The sequence below is a fragment of the Streptomyces sp. NPDC046909 genome (assembly GCF_040644695.1).
Lineage (GTDB): Bacteria > Actinomycetota > Actinomycetes > Streptomycetales > Streptomycetaceae > Streptomyces.
The window spans coordinates 740,083-766,771 of sequence record NZ_JBEYXC010000002.1; the positions used below are offsets into that span (position 1 = coordinate 740,083).

21 protein-coding genes are annotated in these 26,689 nt (G+C 71.5%); 13 read left to right on the forward strand and 8 right to left on the reverse strand.

Translation table 11 applies throughout. From position 1 onward, the window contains the following. Positions 1-156 precede the first annotated feature (156 nt). The 8 genes from ABZ928_RS07610 (at position 157) to ABZ928_RS07645 (ending at position 7,477) form a co-directional block, all read left to right on the forward strand. Positions 157-912, forward strand: a complete 756-nt coding sequence (locus tag ABZ928_RS07610; RefSeq protein WP_361515768.1) for a CoA transferase subunit A — start codon at positions 157-159, stop codon at positions 910-912. Further along, a complete protein-coding gene (locus ABZ928_RS07615) occupies positions 912-1,556 on the forward strand; it encodes a CoA transferase subunit B (protein WP_361515770.1) in 645 nt (214 codons plus the stop codon). Before ABZ928_RS07610 ends, ABZ928_RS07615 begins: the two co-directional genes overlap by 1 nt. After that, entirely contained in the window at positions 1,553-2,755 is a 1,203-nt protein-coding gene (locus ABZ928_RS07620) for a thiolase family protein (protein WP_361515771.1), read from the forward strand. The genes ABZ928_RS07615 and ABZ928_RS07620 overlap by 4 nt, the downstream gene beginning before the upstream one ends. Before the next feature lie 25 nt (positions 2,756-2,780). Then, complete coding sequence (gene pcaH, locus ABZ928_RS07625) at positions 2,781-3,554, forward strand: protocatechuate 3,4-dioxygenase subunit beta (protein WP_361515773.1); 774 nt, start codon at positions 2,781-2,783, stop codon at positions 3,552-3,554. A gap of 6 nt (positions 3,555-3,560) precedes the next feature. Beyond that, a complete protein-coding gene (gene pcaG, locus ABZ928_RS07630; protein WP_361515775.1) occupies positions 3,561-4,166 on the forward strand; it encodes a protocatechuate 3,4-dioxygenase subunit alpha in 606 nt (201 codons plus the stop codon). Then, positions 4,163-5,494, forward strand: a complete 1,332-nt coding sequence (pcaB, locus tag ABZ928_RS07635) for a 3-carboxy-cis,cis-muconate cycloisomerase (protein ID WP_361515777.1) — start codon at positions 4,163-4,165, stop codon at positions 5,492-5,494. Before pcaG ends, pcaB begins: the two co-directional genes overlap by 4 nt. After that, entirely contained in the window at positions 5,491-6,621 is a 1,131-nt protein-coding gene (gene pcaD / locus ABZ928_RS07640; RefSeq protein ID WP_361515778.1) for a 3-oxoadipate enol-lactonase, read from the forward strand. The genes pcaB and pcaD overlap by 4 nt, the downstream gene beginning before the upstream one ends. A 64-nt stretch (positions 6,622-6,685) precedes the next feature. Continuing rightward, positions 6,686-7,477 (forward strand): SDR family NAD(P)-dependent oxidoreductase, encoded by a 792-nt coding sequence (locus ABZ928_RS07645; RefSeq protein WP_361515780.1) that lies wholly within the window; start codon positions 6,686-6,688, stop codon positions 7,475-7,477. 57 nt (positions 7,478-7,534) lie between these two features. On the opposite strand, the gene ABZ928_RS07650 is transcribed toward ABZ928_RS07645, so the two are convergent. Next, positions 7,535-10,219 carry an AAA family ATPase gene (locus tag ABZ928_RS07650; protein ID WP_361515781.1) on the reverse strand — a complete coding sequence of 895 codons (2,685 nt, stop codon included), beginning with the start codon at positions 10,217-10,219 and terminating at the stop codon, positions 7,535-7,537. A gap of 245 nt (positions 10,220-10,464) precedes the next feature. Between ABZ928_RS07650 and ABZ928_RS07655 the strand changes: the two genes are divergently transcribed. The 3 genes from ABZ928_RS07655 to ABZ928_RS07665 are packed head-to-tail and all read left to right on the forward strand — an operon-like array spanning position 10,465 to position 13,910. Continuing rightward, the gene (locus ABZ928_RS07655; RefSeq protein WP_361515783.1) at positions 10,465-11,673 is read left to right on the forward strand and encodes an MFS transporter; all 1,209 of its coding nucleotides are present in this window, start codon (positions 10,465-10,467) and stop codon (positions 11,671-11,673) included. A 4-nt stretch (positions 11,674-11,677) separates the two neighbouring features. Then, on the forward strand, positions 11,678-12,832 hold the full coding sequence (locus tag ABZ928_RS07660; RefSeq protein WP_361515785.1) for an anhydro-N-acetylmuramic acid kinase: 1,155 nt from the start codon (positions 11,678-11,680) through the stop codon (positions 12,830-12,832). A gap of 58 nt (positions 12,833-12,890) precedes the next feature. Continuing rightward, positions 12,891-13,910 (forward strand): DUF2510 domain-containing protein, encoded by a 1,020-nt coding sequence (locus ABZ928_RS07665; protein WP_361515786.1) that lies wholly within the window; start codon positions 12,891-12,893, stop codon positions 13,908-13,910. A 161-nt stretch (positions 13,911-14,071) separates the two neighbouring features. Here ABZ928_RS07665 and ABZ928_RS07670 read toward each other — a convergent pair whose 3' ends face one another. Then, positions 14,072-14,686 (reverse strand): TetR/AcrR family transcriptional regulator C-terminal ligand-binding domain-containing protein, encoded by a 615-nt coding sequence (locus ABZ928_RS07670; protein ID WP_361515788.1) that lies wholly within the window; start codon positions 14,684-14,686, stop codon positions 14,072-14,074. Between the two features lie 245 nt (positions 14,687-14,931). Between ABZ928_RS07670 and ABZ928_RS07675 the strand changes: the two genes are divergently transcribed. Both ABZ928_RS07675 and ABZ928_RS07680 read left to right on the forward strand, forming a co-directional pair. Beyond that, positions 14,932-15,729 (forward strand): phosphatase PAP2 family protein, encoded by a 798-nt coding sequence (locus ABZ928_RS07675; RefSeq protein ID WP_361515790.1) that lies wholly within the window; start codon positions 14,932-14,934, stop codon positions 15,727-15,729. After that, positions 15,726-16,751 carry a hypothetical protein gene (locus tag ABZ928_RS07680; protein WP_361515792.1) on the forward strand — a complete coding sequence of 342 codons (1,026 nt, stop codon included), beginning with the start codon at positions 15,726-15,728 and terminating at the stop codon, positions 16,749-16,751. The genes ABZ928_RS07675 and ABZ928_RS07680 overlap by 4 nt, the downstream gene beginning before the upstream one ends. Positions 16,752-16,754: 3 nt before the next feature. On the opposite strand, the gene ABZ928_RS07685 is transcribed toward ABZ928_RS07680, so the two are convergent. The 6 genes from ABZ928_RS07685 to ABZ928_RS07710 all read right to left on the reverse strand — a co-directional run bounded on the left by ABZ928_RS07685 (position 16,755) and on the right by ABZ928_RS07710 (position 26,676). Continuing rightward, a complete protein-coding gene (locus tag ABZ928_RS07685) occupies positions 16,755-18,809 on the reverse strand; it encodes a phosphocholine-specific phospholipase C (protein WP_361515794.1) in 2,055 nt (684 codons plus the stop codon). Positions 18,810-18,991: 182 nt separating this feature from the next. Continuing rightward, positions 18,992-19,852 carry a bifunctional methylenetetrahydrofolate dehydrogenase/methenyltetrahydrofolate cyclohydrolase gene (locus tag ABZ928_RS07690; protein ID WP_361515796.1) on the reverse strand — a complete coding sequence of 287 codons (861 nt, stop codon included), beginning with the start codon at positions 19,850-19,852 and terminating at the stop codon, positions 18,992-18,994. Positions 19,853-19,974: 122 nt separating this feature from the next. Then, positions 19,975-22,413, reverse strand: coding sequence for an FAD-dependent oxidoreductase (locus ABZ928_RS07695; RefSeq protein ID WP_361515798.1), 2,439 nt, complete (start codon positions 22,411-22,413; stop codon positions 19,975-19,977). Positions 22,414-22,617: 204 nt separating this feature from the next. Continuing rightward, positions 22,618-23,577: an ABC transporter substrate-binding protein gene (locus ABZ928_RS07700; protein ID WP_361515800.1), complete on the reverse strand. Its 960-nt coding sequence runs from the start codon at positions 23,575-23,577 to the stop codon at positions 22,618-22,620. Between the two features lie 13 nt (positions 23,578-23,590). After that, complete coding sequence (locus ABZ928_RS07705; protein ID WP_361515802.1) at positions 23,591-25,591, reverse strand: ABC transporter permease subunit; 2,001 nt, start codon at positions 25,589-25,591, stop codon at positions 23,591-23,593. Then, positions 25,591-26,676 (reverse strand): glycine betaine/L-proline ABC transporter ATP-binding protein, encoded by a 1,086-nt coding sequence (locus ABZ928_RS07710; protein ID WP_361515803.1) that lies wholly within the window; start codon positions 26,674-26,676, stop codon positions 25,591-25,593. Before ABZ928_RS07710 ends, ABZ928_RS07705 begins: the two co-directional genes overlap by 1 nt. Positions 26,677-26,689 lie beyond the last annotated feature (13 nt).

The following is a 26,689-nucleotide window of genomic DNA, read 5'->3' on the forward strand; positions in this document are numbered from 1 at the left end:
ATACCCGCCGACCGGCGCACTGTCTGCAACCCCACCCACACTCCTGACCTCACCTTTCTCCTGGGTCTTGACGCGATCCCCGTCCGGTGGCAGCGTGAAGGAAACTTCACCGAAATAGTCAGTGCCCTGAGCATTCAGCGGGATGGAGCTTCACGCATGGACAAGGTGGTCGCCACAGCCGCCGAGGCGGTGGCCGATGTGCCGGACGGCGCGACACTCGCCGTCGGCGGCTTCGGACTCAGCGGTGTGCCGAACGTGCTGATCCAGGCCCTGTACGAGCGTGAGGTCAGCGGCCTGGGCGTCGTCTCCAACAACTGCGGTGCCATGGAGTCCGGCCTGGCCGTCCTCCTCGCGGCGGGGCGCATCGCGCGCGTGACCGGCTCCTACATCGGCGCCAACAAGGAGTTCGCCCGCCAGTACCTGGCCGGCGAGCTGGAGGTCGAGATGATCCCCCAGGGCACGCTCGCCGAACGGCTGCGCGCCGGGGGCGCCGGGATCCCCGCCTTCTACACCCCCGCCGGCGTCGGCACCCAGGTCGCCGAGGGCGGCCTGCCCTGGCGGTACGACGGTGAGGGCGGCGTCGCTCTGGCCTCACCGCCGAAGGAGGTGCGCGAGTTCGACGGCACGGAGTATGTGCTGGAACGTGGTATCCGTACGGACTTCGCACTGGTGCGGGCCTGGAAGGGCGACCGGCACGGGAACCTGGTCTTCAACAAGTCGTCCCGCAACTTCAACCCCCTCGCGGCGATGGCCGGTCGGGTGACGATCGCCGAGGTCGAGGAACTCGTCGAGCCGGGCGGGATCGAGCCGGACGCGGTGCATCTGCCGGGGATCTTCGTGCAGCGGGTGGTGGCACTGACGCCGGAGCAGGCCGCCGACAAGCGGATCGAGCAGCGGACGGTGAGCAACTGATGGCCTGGACACGCGAGCAGATGGCCGCGCGGGCGGCGCGCGAGCTTGAGGACGGGCAGTACGTCAATCTCGGCATCGGCCTGCCCACGCTGATCCCCAACTACCTTCCGCCGGGCGTCGAGGTGATCCTGGAGTCCGAGAACGGCATCCTCGGCACCGGCCCCTACCCGACCGAGGACCAGGTCGACCCGGACCTCATCAACGCCGGCAAGGAGACCGTCACGGTCCTGCCGGGCGCCTCCTTCTTCGACTCGGCGCTGTCCTTCTCGATGATCCGGGGCGGGCACATCGATGTCGCGGTGCTCGGCGCGATGCAGGTGTCCGCGGGCGGTGACCTCGCCAACTGGGCCATCCCCGGCAAGATGATCACCGGGATCGGCGGGGCGATGGACCTCGTCCACGGCGCCCGTACGGTCATCGTCGTCATGACCCACACCGCCAAGGACGGCTCGGCGAAGATCCTCGACGAGTGCGCGCTGCCGCTCACCGGCAAGGCGTGCGTCAACCGGGTCATCACCGACCTCGGCGTGATCGACGTGACCCCGGACGGCCTCGTGCTGACCGAGGTGGCCCCCGATGTCACCGTCGACGACGTCATCGCCCGGACCGGCGCCAAGCTCACCGTCGCGGAGGACCTGCTGTGAAGCCCGTATACATCGTCGACGCGGTCCGGACGCCGATCGGCCGCTACAACGGCGGTCTGTCCTCGGTGCGGCCGGACGACCTCGCCGCGCACGCCATCCGTGAACTCCTCGCCCGTACGCCGGACTTGGACCCGGCGCGGATCGAGGACGTGTACTTCGGCAACGCGAACGGGGCCGGTGAGGAGAACCGCAACGTCGCGCGCATGGGCGCGCTGCTGGCCGGGCTGCCGACGTCGGTGCCGGGGGTGACCGTCAACCGGCTGTGCGCGTCCGGCCTGGAGGCGGTGATCCAGGCGGCCCGGGCCATCGCGGTCGGGGACGCGTCCATCGCCGTGGCGGGCGGGGTCGAGTCCATGACACGGGCGCCGTATGTGCTGCCGAAGAACGACCGGGCCTTTCCGGCCGGGCACACCGAGCTGTACTCGACCACGCTGGGCTGGCGGATGGTCAATCCGAGGATGGATCCGCAGTGGACGATTCCGCTGGGTGAGTCCGCCGAGTTGATCGCCGACAAGCACAAGATCACGCGTGAGCAGCAGGACGAGTTCGCGCTGGGCTCCCATCAGAAGGCGGCCGCCGCGCAGCAAGCGGGGCTGTTCGACGCCGAGTTGGCGCCAGTGGCGATTCCGCAGCGCAAGGGCGAGCCGGTGGTGTTCGGCGCGGACGAGTGCGTACGGGCCGACGCGTCCCTCGCGGCGATGGCCAAGCTGAAGCCGTCCTTCCGTACGGACGGGGGGACGGTCACCGCGGGCAACGCGTCTCCGTTGAACGACGGGGCGGCGGCGCTGTTGCTGGTGGACGAGGAGGGGTTGCGGGCCACGGGGCGGGAGCCGCTCGCGCGTATCTCCTCGACCGGCGTGAACGCTCTCGACCCGGACTACTTCGGCCTGGCCCCCGTGGAGGCCGTCAATCGGGCGCTCGCCAAGGCCGGCAAGGGGTTTGACGATCTGTCGGTCCTGGAGCTGAACGAGGCCTTTGCCGCGCAGGTGCTCGGTTGTGTCGCCGAGTGGCCCGAGTTCGACCCCGCGATCCTCAACCCGCAGGGCGGTGCCATCGCCCTCGGCCATCCGCTCGGCGCCTCCGGTGCCCGGCTCGCCGGCACGGTCGCCCATCAACTGGCCCGCCAGGGCAGTGGAGTCGGTGTGGCCACGCTCTGCATCGGCGTCGGCCAAGGCCTCGCCCTCGTCCTCGAACGCTAAGAACGTCAAGCCCCCGGGACTTCTCATGACTCTCACCCAGCACGACATCGACCAGGAAATCGCCGCCGAGCACGCCGCCTACGAGAAGCGTGTCGCCGATGGTGCCCCCGTCGAGCATCAGCCGCGCCGCGACTACGCGCCGTACCGTTCCTCGGTGTTGCGGCATCCCAAGCAGCCGCCGGTCACCATCGATGTGTCCAAGGACCCGGAGCTGGTGGAGCTGCACTCGCCCGCGTTCGGGGAGCGGGACATCACCGAGATCGACAACGATCTGACCCGGCAGCACAACGGGGAGCCGATCGGGGAGCGGATCACCGTGTCGGGGCGGCTGCTCGACCGGAACGGGCGGCCGATCCGGGGGCAGCTCGTCGAGATATGGCAGGCCAACTCGGCGGGGCGGTACGCGCATCAGCGGGAGCAGCACGACGCGCCGCTGGACCCGAACTTCACCGGCGTCGGCCGTACGCTGACAGGCGACGACGGGGAGTACCACTTCACGACCGTCCAGCCGGGCCCGTATCCGTGGCGGCAGCACCTCAACGCCTGGCGGCCGGCGCACATCCACTTCTCGCTGTTCGGCTCGGCGTTCACGCAGCGGCTCGTGACGCAGATGTACTTCCCGGCCGACCCGCTGTTCCCGTACGACCCGATCATCCAGTCGGTGACGGACGACGCGGCCCGGCAGCGGCTGGTCGCGACGTACGACCACGACCTGTCGGTGCCGGAGTTCTCGATGGGCTACCACTGGGACATCGTGCTCGACGGCCCGAACGCCACCTGGATCGAAGAAGGGCGCTGACCTGCCATGACGAAGATCGACACGAGCCGTCCCGAGACGGTGCTGCCCACTCCGTCGCACACGGTCGGGCCGTTCTACGGACACGCCCTGCCGTTCCCGGGCGGCGAGGACATCGCGCCCGTCGGCCACCCGGACACCGTCGCCGTGCACGGCTACCTCTACGACGGTGCGGGCAACCCGCTCCCCGACGCGTTCGTGGAGCTGTGGGGCGCCGACCCGGACGGGAACATCCCGCGGGTCGACGGGTCGATGCGGCGCGACGGTGCCAGTGGTGGCTTCATGGGGCGTACCGGGGTGGAGTTCACCGGGTGGGGCCGCAGCCAGACGGACGCGAGCGGGCACTGGTCGGCGCGGACGCTGCGGCCGGGCGCGCGGGGGCGGAGCGCGCCCTATCTGAGTGTGTGCGTGTTCGCGCGCGGGCTGCTCGTACACCTGTACACGCGGATCTACTTCCCCGGTGACGAGGCCGCGCTCGCCGCCGACCCGCTGCTGAACCAGGTGGACCCCGCGCGGCGCGGCACGCTGATCGCGGCCCACGGCGGCAACGGAACGTACCGTTTCGACATCCGCCTTCAGGGCGAAGGCGAGACGGTCTTCCTGGAGTTCCAGTGACTTCTGCCGAACCCGACGCCGGTCTGCTCGCCCCCGGGTGGGCCGGCTCCCCCGCCGCCTCCGCGACCGGCGACGCCGCCTATCTGAGGGCGCTGCTCGACGCGGAGGCCGCGCTGACCCGCGCCCAGGCGGCGCTGGGGCTAGCTCCCGAGGAGGCGGCCACGGCGGTGACCGCGGCCGCCCGAGCCGGGGAGTTCGACGCCCGCGACCTCGCCGTACGGGCACGGGCGGGCGGCAATCCGGTGATCCCGCTGGTCGCCGATCTGACAAAGGCGGTGGGGGCGGAGTACGGGCCGTACGTCCATCGGGGCGCCACCAGCCAGGACATCATGGACACGGCGACCGTGCTGGTCGCGGTGCGCACCCTCGACCTGGTCCGCGCCGACCTCGGGCGTACGGAGGCGGCGCTGGCCCGGCTGGCCGCCGCGCACCGGGACACCGCGATGCCGGGGCGGACGCTCACCCAGCACGCCGTACCGACGACGTTCGGCCTGAAGGCCGCCGGGTGGCGGTCGCTGGTCCTGGACGCGCGGGACCGGGTGACGGCGGTACGGAACTCGCTGCCCGCCCAACTCGGCGGTGCGGCGGGGACGTTGGCCGCGTTCACGGCGTACGGCGCGACCGATCCGACCGCGCTGCCGGCGGCGTACGCGCGCGAGCTGGGGCTGAAGGCGCCCGAGCTGCCCTGGCACACGCTGCGGACGCCGATCGCCGATCTCGCCGGGTGTCTGGCCTTCGCGGCCGGAGCGCTCGGGAAGCTCGCCACGGATGTGCTCACGCTGGCCCGTACCGAGATCGCCGAGGTCGCGGAGGGCAGCGGCGGCGGTTCGTCGGCGATGCCGCACAAGGCGAATCCCGTACGGTCCACGCTGATCGCGGCGGCGGCCCGGCGGGCACCGCAGCTCGCGGCCACGCTGTACGGCTCCCTGGCCGCGGAGGACGAGCGGCCGGCCGGGGCCTGGCACGCCGAGTGGGAGCCGTTGCGGGATCTGCTGCGGCTGGTCGGCGGCGCCGCCCATGACGCCGCCGAACTCACCGAGGGGCTGCGGGTGCACGCGGACGTCATGCGGGAACACCTGGACCTCACCCACGGGTTGATCGTCTCCGAGCGGCTCTCCGCCGAGCTGGCCCCCGTGCTCGGCCGGGCGCGCGCCAAGGCGCTGCTGACCGAGCTGGCCGAGCGCACCTACGCCGAGGGCCGCGGTCTCGGCGAACTCATGGCGGAGGAACCGGAGTTGAAGGGCGTCGACCTCGACGCGCTCACCGACCCGGCCCGCTACACGGGCGCCGCCGCCACTCTCACCGACCGTGCTCTGGAGCGACGTTGACCGAGAAACTCCTCAACCACCATGCCGAGGGCCCGGTTTCGGCTCCCCCGCTGCTGCTCGGGCCGTCGCTCGGGACGTCGTACGCCCTGTGGGACAAGGTCGCGCCCGAGCTGTCGACCACTCATCGGGTGGTCCGCTGGGACCTGCCGGGGCACGGCGGCAGCGCGGCCGGTCTGATCGGCCCCGGGGCCACCGTCGGCGACCTGGCCGATCTGGTGATCGCGCTCGCCGACTCGCTCGGCATCGAGCGGTTCGCGTACGCGGGGGTCTCGCTGGGCGGTGCGGTCGGGCTGGAGCTGGCCGTGCGCCACCCGGGGCGGATCTCGTCGCTGGCGGTCGTCTGCTCGTCGGCCCACTTCAACGGCTCGAAGGCGTGGGAGGAGCGGGCCGCGCGGGTGCGGGCCGAGGGCATGGAGTGGCTGGTGGAGAGCGCGGACGCGCGCTGGTTCACGCCCGGGTTCACCGTGCCGCGGCTGGTGCGGGACCACCGGGACGCCGACCCGGCCGCGTATGCCGCCTGCTGTGACGCGCTCGCCGCCTTCGACATCCGGGACCGGCTGGCGGAGATCTCCGCGCCGACACTCCTGGTCGCGGGGCGCGAGGACCCCGCGACCCCGCCCGCGCATCTGCGGGAGATCGCGGACGCGGTGCCGGGCGCCGCGCTCGTCGAGCTCCCGGGCGCCTCGCATCTGGCGCCCGCGCAGTGCCCGGAGGCCGTGCTGACCGCTCTGCGCGCCCACTTCGACGGGGGCGCCAAGCGGGGCATGGAGGTACGGCGGGAGGTGCTGGGCGACACCCACGTGGACCGGGCGCAGGCCCGGCAGACCGGCTTCACCGCCCGTTTCCAGGACTTCATCTCGCGCTACGCGTGGGGCGAGATCTGGACCGACCCGACGCTCAGCCGCCGCGAGCGCAGCATGATCACGCTGACCGCGCTGGTCGCGCACGGCCACTACGACGAGCTGGCCATGCATGTCCGGGCCGCCCGGCGCAACGGTCTGACACCCGAGGAGATCGGCGCGGTGCTGCTCCAGACGGCCGTGTACTGCGGGGTTCCGGCCGCGAACTCGGCGTTCGCCACCGCTCAGCGGGTCCTGGCGGAGGAAACAGCCGAAGAAGAAGGGTGACCCTGCGGGACGTAGCTTCGACAGCACCACGCACATGCCTCCGCCGCGCGCCTACGGTGGAGGCATGTCCACGATTCTGATCACCGGTGCCACCTCCGGACTCGGCCGCTACGTCGCCTTCGAGCTGGTCCGCTCCGGCCATGTCGTCCTCGCCCACGGCCGCGATCCCCGGCGTACCGAACAGCTCGTCGAGGAGCTTCGCACCGAAGGCGACGCCGAGGCGTTCGTCGCCGACCTCGCCTCACTGGCGGAGGTGCGGGAGCTGGGGGCGCATGTCGCGGGGGCGCATCCCGACCTGGATGTGCTGATCAACAACGCGGGGGTGGGTGCCGGTGCGCCTGGCTCGGGGCGCGAGCTGAGTGCCGACGGGCATGAACTCCGGCTGGCCGTCAACTACTTGGCGCCGGTGGTCCTGACCCGAGCCTTGCTTCCGGTCCTCCGCGCCAACACGCCCGCGCGGATCGTCAACGTCGGTTCCGTCGGGCAGAATCCCGTCGACTTCGACGACATCGAGTTCCGGCGCGGGTACGACGGGTTCGGGGCGTACTGCCGGGCCAAGTTCGCGCTGGCGGCGCATACATTCACGCTGGCCGAGGAGTTGGCGGGTACAGGCGTCGCGGTGAACGTGCTGCATCCGGCGACCTTCATGGACACCGCGATGGTGCGCGAGGGCGGGGTGACGCCGTGGAACACGGTCGCGGACGGGGCGCCGGGGGTATTGGCCCTGGCCACGCGGGACTTGGGGACAGGTGGGTATTTCGACGGGACGAGTCCGGCGCGGGCGCACGAGGAGACGTACGACAGGGACGTACAGAAGCGGCTCTCTGCGGCTACTGAGCAGCTGCTTGCTCTCTGAGGCCGTGTGCGGGTGCGTTGGGGCTGATCGCGCAGTTCCCCGCGCCCCTTACGGGGCTCAGCGCAAGCCTCGTCCTGTGTCGAGGACTTCCCTCGCTTGCGCCACCAAGCCGTCCGCGCCGCACGAACGCGCCAGCGACAGACCCCTGTTGATCTCCGCCACCGACCTCGCGGCGATTCCGTACTCCACCCTTGCCGCCGCGTGCTCGTACTGACACGGTGACGCCTCCAGATACGTCACCGCCTGCGACAGCAGCCGCACCGCCCGCTGCCCCGTCTCCAGCGCCGCGGCGCACCTCAACGCCTCGCCGATCGCCGTGTCCGTGCCGAAGCGCTCCGCGCGGCGGCGGGCGTCGGTGGCGAGTTGGGCGGCGCGGGTCGGGTCGTCGACGGCGAGTGCGCGGGCGAGGTCCAGGCCCCAGGGGACCATCACCGGGTTGTGGTGGCCGCGGACCGTCGCCGCCTTCTCGGCGGCTTCCAGTTCGTTGATGGCGTCCTGGGTACGGCCGACGGCGAGGAGCAGGCGGCCGCGGACCGAGCGGGGGTCGGGGAGGACGATGGTGGAGGGGTAGGGCGGCATGAAGCCGTACTGTTCGGCGACCTCCCAGGCCTCGTCGACGTGGCCGCGGGCGAGCAGGGTGTCGACGAGGTTGCAGGTCGCGGACCAGTACAGGGGCAGTCCGCGGCCGACGCGCTCGGCGATGCGGAGGGATTCGCGGAGGGTGGCCTCGGCTTCCCGGAGGCGGCCTCGGCGGCGGTAGGCGAAGCCGAGGAAGGCGTGCGCGAGGGAGAGGTGGCCGCCGCTCCAGCCGGCGGACTCGTAGGTGCGCAGGCCCTCGGTGAAGAGGCTCTCGGCGCGGTCGAGTCGGTCGGTGTAGGTGTAGGAGCTGGCCAGCATCATCAGGATCTCGATGCCCCACTCGGGGTCGGTCCAGCCGAGTCCGGGGGCGAGGCGGCCGTTGACGAGGGCGCGGTCGCAGAGTTCTACGACGACTTCCGCGTTCTCGCCGTGGGTCATGGCGTCGAAGCCGCGCAGCATGAGCAGGGCGCGCTCGGAGTTGTCGCGGCCGGTGCAGGTGGCGGCGAGTTCGGCGAGCCGCTCGGAGCGGCCCGGGGAGGACGCCTCGCCCGCGTGGATGCCCTCCCACATGTACTGGACGGCCTGGAGCCGCATCTGGGCGGGCCCGGGTTCGAGGCGCGCGGCCTCCGCCTCGACGGTGCGGACGGCCTCCTCCAGCTGGTCGTTGTGGAGGAGGGCCTGGGAGAGGCGGAAGACGGCGTCGACGCGTTCGGGGCCGTCGAGGCCGGGCATGCCGAGCGCGGACTGGAGGTGGTGGACGGTGGTCGCGGGGGCGGTCAGGAGGGTGGCGCAGCCCAGTTCGTAGAGCACCTGCGCGTGCACCTCGGGGCGGGGCGGTTCCAGCAGAGCCCGCTCCAGACAGCGGCGGGCCGCGTCGGGGGCGCCGACGGCGAGGTGTTCGCGGGCGGCCTCGCGGAGCTGCTCGACGAGTTCCTCGTCGTCGTCCGGGTGCACCTGGAGGAGGTGCCGGGAGGCCATCGCGGCGCCGAGCCCGGACTCGGCGACGACCTGTGCGGCGATGCCGTGCATGGCGGTGCGCAGGGCGTCGGGGATGGAGTTGTAGACGGCGGTGGCGATGAGGGGGTGGACGAACTCCAGGTCGCCGTCGTCGGCCGGTACGGCGGCCGGGTCGGGCTCGGTCAGGATGCGGGCGGTGCGCAGGAGTTCGGCGCAGCGGACGGCTTCGTCGCGGCCCATGGTGGCGAGCTTGGCCACGAGGTCGACGGAGATGCCGGTGCCGAGGATGGCGGCCGCCCAGGCGAACCGGGTGGCCTCGATGCCGAGCCCTTCGAGGCGGGCGACGAGTCCGCCGCCGCGGGCGGAGCGGTTCAGGGCGCGCAGTTCGGCGGCCTGGGCCTCGACGGGTTCGAGTTCGCTGTCCTGGACCTTGGCGAGGAGTTCGACGGTCTCGTAGGGGTTGCCGCCGGTGACGGCCCAGACCTCGCGGCAGAACGGGGCGTCGGCGTGGGCGCCCAGGGTGGCGCGGGTGAGGCCCTCGGTGGCGGCGGGGGTCAGGGCGCTGAGGGTGGCGACGGGGGCGCCCGCGGCGGCGACCGCGTCGAGGTGGCGGGCGCTCTCGCCGCTGACCTCGCCGGGGCGGCGGGCCACCAGGACGAGTACGGACAGGTCGTCGAGGCGCTCGGCGAAGGCGGCGAGCCAGCGCAGGGTCTCCTGGTCGGCCCAGTGGGCGTCGTCGATCACCAGGACGAGCGGCCAGTCGCGGCGGGCGAGCCTGCGGACGGCGGCGACGAGGCCGTCGCACACGCCCTGCGGGTCGGCCTGGCGCTCGCCGGGGTCCGTGATGCCGAGGGCGGGGCCGGCGATGTCGTACCAGTCGCCGAGGTACTCGCGCGCCTCCTCCGGCATGAGGGAGATCAGGGCGGGCTGGAGGAGCTGGCGGACCACGTTGAAGGGGACGGACCTGAGGGTCTCGCCGCCGCGGGCCGACCAGACGGTGCAGCCGTGTTCCTCGGCGATCCGGCGGGCCTCGGTGAGCAGCGCGGTCTTGCCGAGTCCCGCCTCGCCGCGGACCAGCAGGAGGCTGCCCGAGGACGAGCGGTCCGCGCGGAGGGTGGCGATCGCCCGCTCCACGGCGGCGACCTCCGTCTCGCGCTCCCACAGGAGGGAGGCCGAGGCGGCCGGTGCGGGCTCTTCCTCCGTCATCCCAATACCTCCCCAAGTCGCCCGAACGACGTACAGACCACGAGCGTAGCCGTCCGCTTGCCTATGTGGAGGGCGGTCCGGGCAGCTGTTGCCGTGACGGGTGACGGCGGCTTCGGACGGTCGACGCATCAGGCCGCTGACCTGCCGTCCCGTGTTGTTTGACTGATGGTCAAAAACCGGAGGAGGAGACCGTTTTCCGAGATCCGAAGGCAGGAAGCTCCCGCCGTGCCCTGGTCGCGGGGTCGGTGGGCAACTTCATCGAATGGTACGAGTTCGGCGTCTACGGCTACTTCGCCACGATCATCGCGGCCCGCTTCTTCACCCCGGAGGGCGGGAGTGAGGTCGAGGCGCTGGTGAGGACGTACGCGTCGTTCGCGCTGGCGTTCTTCTTCCGGCCGGTCGGCGCCGCCCTGTTCGGCCGTCTCGGGGACCGGATCGGGCGGCGTCCGGTGCTGATCCTGGTGATCGCCCTGATGACGGGCGCGACGACCCTCATCGGCGCGCTGCCGACGTACAGCCAGGTCGGCGCGCTCGCGCCGTGGCTGCTCACCTTTCTGAGGGTCCTTCAGGGGCTGTCCGCCGGTGGGGAGTTCGGCGGGGCGGTGTCGTTGATGACCGAGTTCGCGCCGCCCGGGAGGCGGGGGCTGTACGGGGCGTGGCAGTCGTTCACGGTGGCGCTCGGGCTGCTGGGCGGTGCGGGGGTCGCGGCGCTGCTGGCGAGCGTGCTGTCCGAGGGGCAACTGGGCGACTGGGGCTGGCGGTTGCCGTTCCTGCTGACGCTGCCGCTGGGGCTGGGCGCGCTGTGGCTGAGGCTGCGGCTGGACGAGACGCCCGCGTTCCGGGAGGAGCACGAGGCCGAACGCCCGCCGGTGCGCCGGGTGGTGGGGGCGATCGCGCTGGGCGCGGGACGGATCATGGGGTGGGCGGCGGCCGGGTACACCTTCCTGGTCGTGCTGCCGTCGTATCTGCAGAGCACCTTGCACGCGAGCTTCCGGCAGGCCCTGATCGCGACGGTGCTGGCCAACCTGGGCTTCGCGGCGAGCATCCTCCCGGCGGGGCTGCTCAGCGACCGCGTCGGGCGCCGCCCGGTGATACTGACGGGCGCGCTGCTGGTGGCGGTGCTCTCGGTGCCGCTGCTCAACCTGTTGCAGAGCGGCGGGACTTCGAATGCCGCGAAGGGGGTGGCGGTGTTCGCCGCGGGTGCCGTGGTGGGTCTGATGGCGGGGCCGGGTCCCGCGATGCTGGCGGAGCTGTTCCCGACGAACGTGCGGTACACGGGCCTCGGACTCGCCTACGCCCTGTCCAATGCGGTGTTCTCGGGCTGTGCGGGGCTCATCATCACCAAGACGGTGGAACGCACCGGGAACGTGGACATCCCCGCCTACTACGCGGCCGTGACGTGCGCGGTGAGTGTGCTGGCGCTGGCCAAGTCCCCTGGACGGAAGGCGGGTTGAGTGGATGCGGGTGATCGGCCTGATGTCCGGGACGTCGTACGACGCCATCGACGCGGCGGCGGCCGACCTGGAGTTCGTCGGGGACGGTCTGGTCCTCAGGCCGCTGGGGATGGTGAGCCGGCCGTACGACGACGAGCTGCGGGCGGCGCTCGCGGCGGCGCTTCCGCCGGGGGCGACCTCGATGGCGGAGGTGTGCCGCCTTGACACCCTGATCGGGCAGGCGTTCGCCGCGGCGGCGGTGCGGGCCGATCGTGAACTGTGCGACGGGCGGGCCGAGTTGGTCGCCTCGCACGGGCAGACCGTGTATCACTGGGCCGTCGGCGGCAGGGTCCACGGCTCGTTGCAGATCGGGCAGCCCGCCTGGATCGCCGAGGCGACCGGGCTGCCCGTGGTCGCCGACTTCCGGCCGCGGGACATCGCCGCGGGCGGTCAGGGCGCGCCGCTGGTCAGCCTGGTCGACCTGCTGTGGCTGCGGGGCCGTCCCGGCACTCCGGTCGCGCTCAATCTCGGCGGTGTCGCCAACCTCACCGCGCCCGACGGGACCGCCTTCGACACCGGCCCCGGGTGCGCGCTGATCGACGCGGCGGCCCGGGGGTTCAGCGGCGGACGCCTCGCGTACGACGCCGACGGGGCGCTGGCCGCGCGCGGCGAGGTGCACGGGCCGCTTCTCGACCGGCTGCTGGCCGAGCCGTACTACGCGCTGCCGCCGCCGAAGACGACCGGGAAGGAGCTGTTCCACCTCGGGCATCTGCGGGACGCCCTGGCGGGCACCGGGACGCTGCCCGCCGAGGACGTCGTGGCCACGCTGACCCGGCTGACCGCCCGTACGGTGGCGGACGCGGTGCGGTCCGTGGGGGCGACGGAGGTGATCGCCTCCGGCGGCGGCGTCCGCAATCCGGTCCTGCGGGCGATGCTGGCCGAGGAGCTGCCGGGGGTGCCGTTGCGCACCTCCGACGAGCTGGGGCTGCCGTCGGCGGCGAAGGAGGCGTACGCCTTCGCCGTGCTCGGGTTCCTGACCGCGCACGGGCTGCCCGGCACCGTGCCCGCGAGCACCGGCGCCCGGCACGCGCGCGTGCTCGGTTCGGTCACTCCCGGCCGGGACGGGCTGCGGCTGCCGCCGCCCGCGCGAGAGGGTCCTGTACGACTCGTACTGAAGTGACCGGAATGGGGTCAGGCCCTCTCATCCGCCTTTCACCGACGCCTCATACGGTGGGTACATGACGCAGGTGACTCCTCCCGGGTGGTACCCCGATCCCGGGCAGACAAGTGACGGTCCCGCCACCGAGCGCTGGTGGGACGGCAAGGCATGGACGGACCAGACCCGCCCCGCGGGGTCGGCCGCCGTATGGGGTCCGCCGGCGCAGACCCCCGAGGCCGGGGCGTATCCGGCGTATCCCGCGTACCCCGCCCCGCCACCGGCGGGCGGCCGGCGCGGACTGCGCACCGGCATAGCCGTCGCGGTCGCCGTCGCCGTCCTCGCCAGTATCGGCGTGGGCGTGTGGGCGCTGGCCGGCAGCGACGACTCGGGCGGCGGCAACGCCACCTCGCAGCAGGGTCCGGGCGGCCAGGGCGGGCCCGGCGGACAGGACGGCTCCACGGGCGGTCAGGGCGGACCCGGCGGCAACGGCGGGAACGGCGGCCCCGGCGGCGGCTCGGGCGGTTCCGACGGGGCCTCGCCCTCGCCGCAGCAGTCCGAGGCGCCGAAGATCGAGAGCGGCTCGGTGACCGACGCGGTCTCCGGGATCAGCATCCCGATCCCGGACGACTGGTACGGGCAGCAGATCCAGGCGGGCGCGTCGGTCACGTCCAACGACTCCTACGACTGCCCCGGTGACACCACGCAGACCTGCACGAAGGGCGGCGCGTACTCGGCGCCCGCGCAGCTGCTGGGCACCACCGGCAGCACGGCCGAGCAGATCGCCAAGGCGGACATCGAGGCGAACGCCGAGCAGTCCTACGGCGGCAAGACGTACGGCTCGATCACCTCGCACGAGGTGCTGGCCTCCAAGGCCGTGACGGTCGCCGGGCAGAAGGGCTATCTGGTCCGCTGGAAGGCGGTCACCAGCAAGGGCGCCGACGGCTACGTCGAGTCGCTGGCCTTCCCCTCCCCCGCGAACTCCGCACAGATCGTCGTCGTGCGCTTCGGTGTGGACGTCGGCGAGAAGCAGTCCCTGATCGACGACATCACCAAGGGGATCAAGGTGTCCACGGGCGGCGGCAGCGGCCAGGACGTCTGACACCCCCGTCGTCCACAACCCGGGGAACCAGTCGGCCGGGTGGGGCGCCTCTCCGCTCAAGAGGAACCCCACCCGGCCGGGGGGTGCGCGCCGCCCCCGTCCCCACGGTGCGGCGCGTGCAGGTCACCGTCCAGTCATCCCGTGGACGGCGGCCTGGGTCTTCAGGTGAGGCCGAGTGCGGGCAGCACCGCGGCCTCCACGAAGCAGACCAGATAGTTGGGATCCGCGTACTCCCCGTCCACGATGGGCCGGGCCCGGATCACACCGAACATCTGGGCCGGGATGTACTCCAGCGCCGGATGTCCCGCGATGACCTCGCCCCGGTCGACGCCGCGCTGGAGGATCTCCTTCAGCGCCGCGATCTCCGGGTCGACGAGCGCCTCCCGCAGCGCCTTCGCCAGCTCCGGGTCCTGGGTGACGGCGTGCCCGAGGGCCTGGAGCAGTTTGGTGTCGCTGCTGGACCAGCGGCCCGCGGCCCGCGCCGCCTCGCGCAGGTCCTCCGCGAGCGATCCCGTGTCGATGCCGTCGAACTTCGACTGGCGCCGGGAGCGCAGCGCGGCCACCACGAACTGGGGCTTGGTCTTCCACTGCCGGTACAGCGTGGACTTGCTGCACCGGGTGCTGGCGGCGACGCCCTCCATGGTCACGGCCTCATAGCCGCACTCACGGACCTGTTCGAGCACGGCGTCGAAGAACTCCTGCTCACGCTCCGGCGTGATCTTGGAGCGGCGCGAGGCGGTGACCATGTCCGGTCCGTCCGCGGCCTGCGACGTCATCGGCTCTTCTCCTCGTTCTAGTGCCGCTTGAGCGGCTGCGGCCAAGGTTTTGAGGGGGGTGTCCGCATCCAGTGTGGCGTACGTCTATCGATACGTCAGTGTACCGGTACCCGATCGTATCGGTACACTCGCGTATCGGTACACTGTCGTATCGGAACGAACCAGTACCGATGAGCGCGATGAGTTCGCCGCACCCGACGAGTCACCAGCTCTACCCGCACCACCGTCAGCGAAGGGGCCGGGGGATGAATGCCCGCACCGAGCCTGCAGAGGCGGAGACCCGTGCCATAGCGCGGCCGCCGCTCGTCCGTGAGCTCCTGCTCGTCGCAGGGCTCTTCCTCGTCTACAAGCTCGGCCGTCAGCTGGCGGCCGGCCACACCGGCGAAGCGTTCCGCAACGCGCACCGGGTGTGGGACCTGGAACGGGCCGTCCATCTCCCCGGCGAGGGCGATGTGCAGAATCTGCTGCTGCACGGCGACACCCTGGCGCACCTCGCGAACACCTACTACGCGACCGTCCACTTCCCGGCCACCCTGGCCTTCCTGGTCTGGCTCTATCTGCGCCGGCCGACGCACTACGTCTGGGCCCGCCGGGTCCTCGCCGCCGTCACGGCCGCCGCGCTCCTGGTACATCTCGCGTTCCCGCTCGCGCCGCCGCGCATGCTCGCGGCGACGGGGCTGGTGGACACGGCGAAGGTGTACGGGCCGTCCGTGTACGGGCCGCCGCGGACCGACCACCTCTCGAACCAGTTCGCGGCTATGCCGTCGCTGCACTTCGGCTGGGCCCTGATGGTGGCCATCGGCCTGATCGTCGCGACGAGGTCGCGCTGGCGGTGGCTGTGGCTGCTGCATCCGCTGCTGACCCTGACGGTGATCGTCGGGACCGCCAACCACTACTGGCTGGACGCGATCGTGGCGGCGGCCATGCTCGGGATCGCCCTCGCGGTGATCCACCTGCCGCACCGGACCACGACGACCGCGGGCCGCGCCCAGGAGAGCCTCGCTCCCGCCAAGGAGAACGTCCTGGTCGGAGCCGGCCGATGAGCGCCACCGTCCTCGCCGTCGTCCTCTCCCTGTTCTCCGCCGTCGCCTACGCGGCCGCGGCCGTCGCCCAGGAGCGGCTCGCCTCCCGCGAACCGGGCGCGGGGATGCTGCACATGCTGACCTCGGGTGCCTGGTGGTGGTCGGTGGTCCTCAACGCCGGTGCGGCGCTGCTGCACGTGGTCGCCCTCAAGTACGGCCCGCTGACCGTGGTCCAGCCGCTCGGTGCGCTCACCCTGGTCGCCGCGGTGCCCATGGGTGCCCGGGTCGCCGGCCGGCGGGTCAGCGCGGCGGAGTGGCGGGGCACGGCGTACACACTCCTCGGTCTGGCCGCGATCCTGGTGACGGCGTCCGGTCCGGCGCCCGAGGACGTGCTCAGCGCGCCCGAGGCCGTCGCGGTCGCCGGTGTGACCGCCGCGGTGATCGGCCTGCTCGCCCGCCGAGGCGCCCGCCCCGGCCTCCGGCACGCCTCCGCGTCCGGCTTCGCTTCCGGAGTCGCCTCAGCACTCACCCAGACCGTGACGGTGGCCGCGACGGACCGCTCCGAATCCCTCCTCAGCGTCCAGGTCATCGGCGTCGCCCTCCTGGTCGCCACGTTCGCCGCGGGCGGCCTGCTGCTGTCCCAGGTCGCCTACAGGGGTGGCCTGGGCGCCCCGCTGGCCGTGGTGACCCTGGCCAACCCGGTGGCTGCCGCCGTGATCGGCCTCACCCTGCTCGGCGAACGCCTCCAGGGCGGCCCCGCGGGCATCCTGCTGGCCCTGGCCGGGGCGGGGCTGGCGGCGTGGGGTGTCGTGGTGCTGAGCCGGGTGACGCCGGTGGTGGCGGCCGGCGAGGTGACGTCTGAGGGCGCGATGGTCCGCGAGGAGCACGCGCGTGCCGGTGACGAGCGGCCCGCGGGCGTGGCCGGTCACCCCTACGACGAGCACCCCGTCGCCGCCGTTCTCGCGCTGGAGGCCGCCAAGGGGGCGGCCGAGGCGGGGTTGATGCCCCGGCAGGCCGAGCCGGGGCATCTCACGCCGTTGTGAGGGCTACACGGCCGACAGGGCGGGGTCGCTGACGCCCGGGCGGCCGTTCTCGACGTGGCCGGCGAAGCGGCGCAGGAAGGCCGCGTCGGACTCGGACGTGACCGTGAGGTCGTACCAGCGTCGGCTCGCCGTGAGGTCGGCGGTGTGCTTGACGGTGGTGCCGGGGCGGACCGTGAACGTCCGCACGCGGCCGCCGTATCCGCTGGTGACCTTGAGGCGTACCGCGCCGGAGCCCTTGTTGGTGAAGGTCAGCTCGACGGTGTCGCCGACGTGCCGGGCGGTGACCTCGGGTCCGGCGGCCTTGTTCGGGCCCTTGAAGACGCGCAGGAAGCCGTTGGGGCCGTGCACGGTCAGGTCGTACGAGCCGTTCGAGTACGCCGAGTTCCAGGTGTCGGAGACGGTCTTGCCGGCCTCCGTGGTGTAGGTCCACGGGCCGTCGGCGCGGTTGCCGGACGTCACCAGGAAGGCCGCGCCCGCCTTCGCCCCCGAGGCGAACGTGAGCGTGAACCTGCCCGCCGCCGTGTCGGCCGAACCGTCGACGTGGGGCGCGTACTTGAGAGGGCGGGCCGGGCGCAGACCGTGCTCCTGCTTCGGGAGCGCCGGGGTGGCGGGCGGCGTCGGGACGTAGTCGGGGTGGCGGACGCGGTCCGGCGGCTCGTAGCCGTCGGTGTCCGGGAGCGCGACCGGCTTCACGTCCTTGCGGGAGAAGTCGAAGGCCGAGGTGAGGTCGCCGGAGATCGCGCGCCGCCAGGGCGAGATGTTCGGCTCGTGCACCCCGAAGCGGCGCTCCATGAACCGGATGATCGAGGTGTGGTCGAGGGTCTCGGAGCAGACGTAACCGCCCTTGCTCCAGGGCGAGACGACCAGCATGGGCACGCGCTGGCCGAGACCGTAGGGGCCGGCGACATGGCCGCTGTCGCCCTTGAAGAGGTCGGGCCCGGGGTCGACCGTCGACTTGCCCTGCGCCGCGGAGGCGGGCGGGAAGGCGGGGACCACGTGGTCGAAGAAGCCGTCGTTCTCGTCGTAGGTGATGAACAGCGCCGTCTTCGCCCACACCTCCGGCACCGAGGTCAGCGCGTCGAGGACCTGGGCGATGTACCAGGCGCCGTAGTTCGCGGGCCAGTTGGGGTGCTCGGTGAAGGCCTCCGGGGCGACGACCCAGGAGATCTGCGGCAGCTTGCCGCTCTTCACGTCGGACCGCAGCTGGTCGAAGTAGCCCTCGCCCTTGGTGTAGTCGGTGCCGGTGCGGGCCTTGTCGTACAGCGGGTCGCCGGGCTGGGCGTTGCGGTACTGGTTGAAGTACAGGAGCGAGTTGTCGCCGTAGTTGCCGCGGTAGGCGTCGTTGATCCAGCCCCAGGATCCGGCCGCGTCGAGGCCGTCGCCGATGTCCTGGTAGATCTTCCAGGAGACGCCCGCCCGCTCCAGGCGTTCGGGGTACGTCGTCCAGCCGTACCCGACCTCGTCGTTGCCGAGGACCGGTCCGCCGCCCTTGCCGTCGTTGCCGGTGTACCCCGTCCACATGTAGTAGCGGTTGGGGTCGGTGGAGCCGATGAACGAGCAGTGGTAGGCGTCGCAGATGGTGAAGGAGTCGGCGAGCGCGTAGTGGAACGGGATGTCCTCGCGTTCCAGGTACGCCATCGTCGTCGCGCTCTTGTTGGGCACCCACTTGTCGTACTTGCCCGCGTTGAAGGCGGCGTGGCCGTCGTTCCAGCCGTGCGGGAGGTCCTGGAGGAAGGCGAGGCCCAGGTCGTCGTGGTCGGGGTGGAAGGGCAGGACGTCCTTGCCGGTGCTGTCGGCCTGGTGCCAGACCGACTTGCCGTTCTGGAGGGTCACCGGGCGCGGGTCCCCGAAGCCGCGGACGCCCCGGAGCTTGCCGAAGTAGTGATCGAAGGAGCGGTTCTCCTGCATCAGGACGACGATGTGCTCGACGTCCTCGATCGACCCCGAGCGGTGGTTCGCCGGGAGCGCGGCGGCACGCTGGATGGAGCTCGACAGCGCGGTGAACGCCGTGGTGGCGCCCGCGAGTTGGAGGAATCTGCGCCGGTTGACCTCGGACATGGGTGGGTACTGCCTCTCATCCTGGGGTGCGGATGGCCGGAACCTGACGGAATGCGCGCGGAGCGAGTGTTCCAAGAGCACCAAACGTCAGGGAAGGGTCCGGTGGCGTCCATGTGAAAGTCGGCGGTACGGGAGGAGTCGGAACACCGCGGGCGCCCTGGTGGCGCCCGCGGTGCGTGAGGTCATACGGCGCCGGCGTTCCGTTCGGCGGCCTCGACGACGTTGGCCAGCAGCATCGCCCGGGTCATGGGGCCGACCCCGCCCGGCATCGGCGCGACCCATCCGGCGACCTGCCCCGCGTCCGGGTGGACGTCGCCGACCAGGCCGCTGTCGGTGCGGGTGATGCCGACGTCCAGGACGGCGGCGCCGGGGCGCAGCATGTCCGCGGTGACGAGCCCCGGCGAGCCGGCCGCCGCGACGACGATGTCCGCCTCGCGCACATGCCAGGCCAGGCCCTTGGTGGCGGTGTGGCACAGGGTCACGGTGGCGTTCTCGGAGCGGCGGGTCAGCAGCAGTCCGATCGGCCGGCCCACCGTGATGCCCCGGCCGATCACACAGACCCGCGCCCCGGTGAGCGGCACCTCGTACCTGCGCAGCAGTTCGACGATGCCGCGCGGGGTGCAGGGCAGCGGGGCGTCGACGCCGAGGACGAGCCGGCCGAGGTTGACGGGGTGCAGTCCGTCGGCGTCCTTGGCCGGGTCCATGCGTTCCAGTACGGCGCCCGCGTCCAGGTGCTTCGGGAGCGGCAGTTGGACGATGTAGCCGGTGCAGGCCGGGTCGGCGTTGAGTTCGTCGACGACGTCCTCGACCTGCCGCTGGGTGGCGTCGGCGGGCAGGTCCCTGCGGAGGGAGGCGATACCGACCTGGGCGCAGTCCCGGTGCTTCCCTGCGACGTAGGCGCGGCTGCCGGGGTCGTCGCCGACGAGGACGGTGCCGAGGCCGGGCGGCCGTCCCCCGTCGGCGGTCAACTTGGCGACCCGTTCGGCGAGTTCGCGGCGGATGTCGGCGGCGGTCGCCTTGCCGTCAAGGAGTTGTGTGGTCACCGGGGATGCTCCTTCCAACGAGGCTGAGGTGAACGCCCTCAAGGGGCGCGGGGAACTGCGCGACCAGCCACGACGAACCCGCAGACGAATGACGGGACATCGCGGCACGGCCCTGGCAGCGCTCAGCCACGGAGCCGTGACATCGTGGGGTCGAACAGGGGCTCCTCGGCGACCAGCGCCTCGACGCGCTGGTCGAAGTAGCCGATGTGCAGCCTGCTGCCGGGCACGGCAACCTCAGTCGGCAGCCACGCATACGCGATGCCCTTGCCGATCGTGTAGCCGTACGCCGCGCTGGTGACGTAGCCGACCGCCCGCTCGCCGTCGAACACCGGCTCCTTGCCCATCACGACCGACTGCGGGTCGTCGATGGTGAGGCACGTCAGCCTGCGCCTCACGTTCTCCCTGCGGAGCAACAGCGCGGCCTTGCCGATGAAGTCGTCCTTGTCGAGCTTGACGGCGAAGCCGACGCCGGCCTCGTAGGGGTCGTGCTCGTAGGTCATGTCGGTGCCGAAGGAGCGGTAACCCTTCTCCAGGCGGAGGCTGTTGAAGGCGCCGCGCCCTGCGATGACACCGCCGAGGGGCTTAGCCGCCTGCCAGAGGGTGTCCCAGAGTTTCTGGCCCTGGTCGGCGGTGGTGTAGAGCTCCCAGCCGAGTTCACCGACGTAGGAGAGGCGCATGGCGGTGACGGGGACGCTGCCGATGTAGGCGCGCTTGGCGCGGAAGTACTTGAGGCCGTCGTTGCTGAAGTCCTCGTCGGTCAGGGGCTGGAGGACCTTGCGGGCGAGCGGGCCCCACAGGCCGATGCAGCAGGTGCCGGGGGTGATGTCGCGGACCTGGACGGTGCCGTCGGCGGGGAGGTGACGGGTGAACCAGTCGAGGTCGAGGTTGCCGTTGGCGCCGACCTGGAAGAGGTCGCGGGCCAGCCGGGCCACCGTGATGTCGCTGCGGATGCCGCCGTCGTGGTCCAGCAGGAGGGTGTAGGTCACCGAGCCGACGGACTTGGCGACCTTGCCGGTGACCAGGCGCTCCAGGAAGTCGGCGGCGCCGGGGCCGGTGACCTCCAGGCGCTTGAGGGCCGTCATGTCGTACATCGCGACGGTCTCGCGGGTGGCCTGGGCCTCCGCGCCCACGATCGGCGACCAGAACTGGGCGGCCCAGTCGTTCGGGGTGGGGATCGAACGGCCTTCCACGAGGCCCGCGTTGGCCTCGTACCACTGCGGGCGTTCCCAGCCGTTCGCCTCCAGGAAGAAGGCGCCGTGCTCCTGCTGGCGGGTGTGGAAGGGGCTGGTGCGGATCGGGCGCGGGTTCCCGGAGGGCTGGAGGGGGTGGAGGATGTCGTAGACCTCGACGAAGTTCTGGCAGTCGCGGGCCAGGACGTACTCCGGGGCGAGCTGGTGCGGTTCGAAGCGGTTGACGTCGCACTCGTGGAGGTCGAAGGACGAGCAGTGGCCGTCGACGAGCCACTCGGCCATCGCGCGGCCGACGCCCGCGGAGTGGGTGACCCAGACCGCCTCCGCCACCCAGAAGCCCTTGACGTCCTGGGACTCCCCGAGGAGCGGGAAGTTGTCGGTGGTGAAGGAGAACAGTCCGTTGATGCCCTCCTCGATCTTCGCCTCCCGCGTCGACGGGAGCAGGGACTGGGTCTCGGTCCAGGCCGGGGCGAAGTCGTCCTCGGTGAACTTCAGGACGGAGGGCATGTCGTCGGCGGCGTCGACGGAGAGGATCTCGTCGGCGGTGATGGGCATGGGGCGGTGGCCGTAGTAGCCGATGCCGATGCCGTCGAAGCGGTCGCGGTAGTAGAGGTCGGCGTCCTGGTGGCGCAGGATCGGGCGGACCGCCTCCTCGGTCTGGCCGGCGAGGGCGGGGATCGGGCCGGTCCAGGCGAGCTGGTGGGCGAGCGGGGTGAGGGGGAGGTTCATCCCGGCCATGCGGGCGATCTTCGGGCCCCAGATGCCGGCGCAGCACACCACGATGTCGGCTTCCAGGTCGCCCTGGTCGGTGCGGACGCCGGTGACCTCGCCGTCGGCCTGGAGGATGTCCAGGACTTCGTGGCGGGCCAGGAAGGTCACTCCGCGCTCGGTGGCCCGGCGGATCTGCGCCTCGACGGCGAGGACGGCCTTGGCGAGGCCGTCGGTGGGGACGAGGAGGCCGCCGAGGACGCGGTCGCGGTCGACGAGCGGGTGCCGCTCGACGCACTCGTCGGGGGTCAGGAGCCGGGACTCGATGCCCCAGGCGGTGATCCAGCCGTGCCGGCGGTGGAGTTCGGCGAGGCGCTCCGGGGTGGTGGCGACTTCGAGGCCGCCGACCTGGAGGAAGCAGGGCTTGCCGTCGACGTCGAGGGAGCAGAACTTCTCGACGGTGTAGCGGGCCAACTCGGTCATGGTCTTCGAGGAGTTCGTCTGGAAGACCAGGCCCGGGGCGTGCGAGCTGGAGCCCCCGGTCGCCGGGAGCGGGCCCTGGTCGACCACCGTCACCTCGGTCCACCCTCGCGCGGAGAGCTCGTCCGCGACGGCCGCGCCGACGACGCCCGCTCCGATGACGACCACTCGGGGTCCCGCCATTGCCGCACCTCCGGTTCAGTTGCTTTCTACGCAACATGATTCAGGTTGCGCAACTCAATGTGCCTGTCCGGCAGGTGGGTGTCAAGAGCCCGGTGACGTGCGCGAACCCGCCGCGGAAAACCCCCCGGGGACCCCCGGGAAACAGGAATGCCCGGTGGGCGGCGCGCGTCCCCGCGCACCGCCCACCGGGCATCCGTACAGGAGTTACTTGATCCAGGCGTCCACCTTGTCGCGGTTGGCCTCGACCCACTTCTTCGCCGCCGCCTCGGGCGTCAGCTTGTCCACCGCGATGGACTTGGCGACGGTGTTCTGGTCGTCGTTGGTCCAGTTGAAGTTCTTCACCAGGTCATAGGCCGGGCTGCCGGACTTGGCGAACTTCGCGCTGACGATCTTGTCGAGGTCGTACACGGGGTAGTCGCAGGCGACCTTCTCCGCGTCCGCGTCGCAGCCGTCCTTGTAGGCGGGCAGGGAGACCTTCTTCAGCGGCACCTCGGACAGGAACCACTGCGGCTCGTAGAAGTAGCCGATCACCCATTCCTTGTTCTTCTCCGCCTTGCGGAAGGCCTGGATGAGCGCGGTCTCGCTGCCCGCGTACACCACCTTGAAGTCGAGCTTCAGGTTCTTCACCAGCGCCTCGTCGTTGGTGACGTACGAGGGGTCGCCGTCGAGGAGCTGGCCCTTGCCGCCGGACTCGGAGGTCTTGAACTTCGCCGCGTACTTGTTGAGGTTCTTGTAGTCGAGGATGTCGGGGTGCGCCTCGGCCAGCCACGGCGGCACGTACCAGCCGATGATGCCCTTGTTGCCGGTGGAGCCGGCCTCCACGGCGGTCTTCTGGTCGGTGATGTACTTCTTCTTCAGGTCGTCGTGGCCCCAGTTCTCCAGGACGGCGTCCACCTCGCCGGTCCCGAAGCCCTGCCAGGCGATCTCCTCCTTGAGGTCCTTGGAGTTGACCTTGCAGCCGAGGTCGTGCTCCGCGACGTACGCGACGACGGCCGCGTCCGCCTCGTAGCCCACCCACGGGTTGACCGCGAGGTTGAAGGTGCCGCACTTGCCGGACTCGCCCGAACCGGCGCTGTCGTCGCCGACCTTCGCACCGCCGCAGGCGGTGAGGGCCAGGCCCAGGACCGCTATGCCGGCCGCTCCGGCTCGCCAGTGTCTTGCCATGGTGTGGTGCTCCTTATGCGCTGGTGCGGCGAGCCGCTGCCTGAGTGATCCGGTCGAACATGACGCCGAGCAGGACGATGGCGAGCCCGGCCGCCAGGCCCTTGCCGTACAGCTGTCCCTGGGAGAAGCCGGCCACGACGTCGTAGCCGAGCGCGCCCGCACCCACCAGGCCGCCGACGACGACCATGGCGAGTACGTAGATCAGGCCCTGGTTGGTGGCGAGGGTCAGAGCGCTGCGGGCCATCGGCAGCTGGACCTTGGTGATGATCTGCCAGGTGTTGCACCCGGCGGACGTGGCCGCCTCCACGGTGGTGGCGGGCACGTTGCGCACCCCGTCGGCGACGATCTTCATGGCGACGGGGGCGGCGTAGACGACGGCGGCGACGATCGCGGTGAAGCGGGTCGCGCCGAACAGGGCGAGGAACGGCACGAGGTAGACGAACGGCGGCATGACCTGGGCGGCGTCCAGGGTCGGCCGCAGCAGCCGGTCCACGAGGGCGCTGCGGCCCATCCAGACGCCGAAGCCGATGCCGAGCAGCATCACCAGCGCGGTGGCGACGGCGGTCGACGCCAGCGTCGTCATGCTGTCCGACCAGACGCCGGTGCCGACGAGGAGGCCCACGCACACCGCCGTGGTGATCCCGGCGCGCGGGCCGCCGAGGACGACGCCGATCCCGATCAGGGCGGCGCCGACGAGCCACCACGGGGAGTCGGTGAGCAGCGACTGGAACGGGTTGAGCAGGCCGTTGGTGATGGCGTCGCGGAAGGCGTTGGTGATGCCCGACAGGTTGTCCTGCGCCCAGGTGGTCACGTTGTCCGCCCCGCTGCGGATGGCGGTGCCCGTGCCGCCCTCGCCGGGGAACTCCGCCGCCCACACATAGGTGTGCGAGAGGTAGACGAGGACCGCCGCCACCACCGCGCCCGCGGCCAGGAGTTGGCGCCGCCAGGCCAGGAAGCGGTTTTTCGAGCGCCGTGCCGCCTCCTCGCGTCCGGCCGCCGCGGTCGTCACCCGGTCCAGCACGATGGCCATGACGACGATGGCGAGACCGGCGTTGAAGGCGGTGCCGACGTCGAGCGACTGGAGTGCCTGGAGGACGGTCTTGCCGAGCCCGGGCGCGTCGATCAGGGCGGCGATGGTGACCATGGCGAGGGCGGCCATGATGGTCTGGTTGACGCCCATGACGACGGTCCGCTTGGACATCGGCAGCAGCACCTTGGTCAGGGACTGCCGTCGGGTCGCGCCGAGCGAGTCGGCCGCCTCGACCGTGGTGTGCGGGACGGAGCGGATGGCGTGCGCGGTGATGCGGATCGCGGGCGGGGCCGCGTAGATCATGGTGGCGATGTTGGCGGAGGCCGGACCGATGAGGAAGAACAGGGTCAGCGGGGCGAGGTAGACGAAGGTCGGCATCGTCTGCATGAAGTCCAGGAAGGGCGTCACGATCCGGTTGAACCGGTCGGACAGCCCCGCCCAGACGCCCAGCGGGATCGCGAACAGCAGCGCCACGAACACCGCGGAGAGGGTGAGCGCCAGGGTGTCCATGCTCTCCTGCCACAGGCCCTGGAGGCCGAGGAAGGTGAACCCGGCCACCGCGAGCAGCGCGACCCGCCAGTTGCCGACGGCCCAGGAGACGAAGCCGACGACGCCGACCACGCCGAGCCAGCCGATCTGCGGGACCGGCCGGTCGCCGGTGGGCTGCGAGATCAGGTCCTGCACGAAGGTCACCACGGAGTCGATGACCAGGCGGATCTCGTTGAAGAAGTACAGGAACAGCGGGTTGGAGTTGCGGTTCGCGCCGATGGAGTCGTTGACGTCGTTGAACCACCGGTGCAGATCGGTGAGGTCGGCCGCGGCCAGCGTGAGGGTCTGCTTGCCGCGCAGTACGGCGAAGAGCAGCAGCCACACGACGAGGATCGCGGCGATCACCATGGACCGGCTGATCCGGCGCTCGGCCTTGACCGGCGGGCTCTCCTCGACCGTCCCGGTCTTCTCGGGTTTCTCCATGACGACGGTCATCACACGCCGCCTTCCTGCCCGGCGACCACCGCGAGGATCTCCTCGTCGCCGACGATGCCGAGCAGCTTGCCGTTCTCGACGACCTTGACCGGCTTGTCGGCCGCGAGCACCGCCCGGGTGGCCTCCTTCACCACGACGTCCGGGCCGAGCTCGGGACCGTCCAGCTCGTCGCCGTCGGCCGGCGGGCGCATGATCCAGCGCAGGGTGAGCACATCGCCGCGCGGTACGTCCTTCACGAACTCCCGTACGTAGTCGTCGGCGGGGGCGCCGACGAGCTCGTCGCCGGTGCCGCACTGGACCATCTTCCCGTCGCGCATGATGAGGATGCGGTCGCCCAGTTTGAGTGCCTCGGAGAGGTCGTGGGTGATGAACACCATGGTCTTGCCGACCTCGTGGTGCAGCCGGATGACCTCGTTCTGCATGTCACGGCGGATGAGCGGGTCGAGGGCGGAGAACGGCTCGTCGAAGAAGAGGACGTCCGGGTCGCCCGCCAACGCCCGTGCCAGGCCCACGCGTTGCTGCATGCCGCCGGAGAGCTGGTCGGGGTAGGAGTTCTCGTAGCCGGCGAGGCCGACGAGTTCGACGACCTCCTGGGCCCGCCTGGTGCGTTCCGCCTTGCCCATGCCGCGGATCTCCAGACCGAACGCCACGTTGTCGACGACGCGGCGGTGGGGCAGCAGACCGAAGTGCTGGAAGACCATGGAGAACTTGCGGCGCCTGAGGTCGCGCAGCCGCTTGTCGTCGGCCTGGCGGATGTCCTCGCCCTCGAAGACGACCTCACCGGCGGTGGGTTCGATCAGCCGGGTCAGACATCGCACCAGGGTGGACTTGCCCGAACCGGACAGGCCCATGACGACGAAGACCTCGCCGGGCGAGACGTCGAAGTGGACGTCGCGCACGGCGGCGGTGCAGCCGGTGCGGTCCATGAGCTCGCGGCGGGTCAGGCCGCACAGCTCCTCGGAGTCCGGGACCTGGTCCGCCTTCGGCCCGAACACCTTCCACAGCCTGCGCACGGAGATGACAGGCGTGGAGCCCGAGTCCTGGGGCGCGCCGCGCCGCTGCGGCACCTCGGTCTGTGTGGTCACGTTCGACCTTCTT

Coding starts and splice junctions, on each gene's coding strand:
- ABZ928_RS07670 (WP_361515788.1), bottom strand. CDS start 14,686: ATGACGTCGCAGGCCGCGGACGGACCGGACATGGTCACCGCCTCGCGC.
- ABZ928_RS07610 (WP_361515768.1), top strand. CDS start 157: ATGGACAAGGTGGTCGCCACAGCCGCCGAGGCGGTGGCCGATGTGCCG.
- ABZ928_RS07705 (WP_361515802.1), bottom strand. CDS start 25,591: ATGACCGTCGTCATGGAGAAACCCGAGAAGACCGGGACGGTCGAGGAG.
- ABZ928_RS07650 (WP_361515781.1), bottom strand. CDS start 10,219: ATGACGGAGGAAGAGCCCGCACCGGCCGCCTCGGCCTCCCTCCTGTGG.
- ABZ928_RS07695 (WP_361515798.1), bottom strand. CDS start 22,413: ATGGCGGGACCCCGAGTGGTCGTCATCGGAGCGGGCGTCGTCGGCGCG.
- ABZ928_RS07685 (WP_361515794.1), bottom strand. CDS start 18,809: ATGTCCGAGGTCAACCGGCGCAGATTCCTCCAACTCGCGGGCGCCACC.
- ABZ928_RS07645 (WP_361515780.1), top strand. CDS start 6,686: ATGTCCACGATTCTGATCACCGGTGCCACCTCCGGACTCGGCCGCTAC.
- ABZ928_RS07615 (WP_361515770.1), top strand. CDS start 912: ATGGCCTGGACACGCGAGCAGATGGCCGCGCGGGCGGCGCGCGAGCTT.
- ABZ928_RS07665 (WP_361515786.1), top strand. CDS start 12,891: ATGACGCAGGTGACTCCTCCCGGGTGGTACCCCGATCCCGGGCAGACA.
- ABZ928_RS07660 (WP_361515785.1), top strand. CDS start 11,678: ATGCGGGTGATCGGCCTGATGTCCGGGACGTCGTACGACGCCATCGAC.
- pcaH (WP_361515773.1), top strand. CDS start 2,781: ATGACTCTCACCCAGCACGACATCGACCAGGAAATCGCCGCCGAGCAC.
- pcaG (WP_361515775.1), top strand. CDS start 3,561: ATGACGAAGATCGACACGAGCCGTCCCGAGACGGTGCTGCCCACTCCG.
- ABZ928_RS07700 (WP_361515800.1), bottom strand. CDS start 23,577: ATGGCAAGACACTGGCGAGCCGGAGCGGCCGGCATAGCGGTCCTGGGC.
- ABZ928_RS07675 (WP_361515790.1), top strand. CDS start 14,932: ATGAATGCCCGCACCGAGCCTGCAGAGGCGGAGACCCGTGCCATAGCG.
- ABZ928_RS07680 (WP_361515792.1), top strand. CDS start 15,726: ATGAGCGCCACCGTCCTCGCCGTCGTCCTCTCCCTGTTCTCCGCCGTC.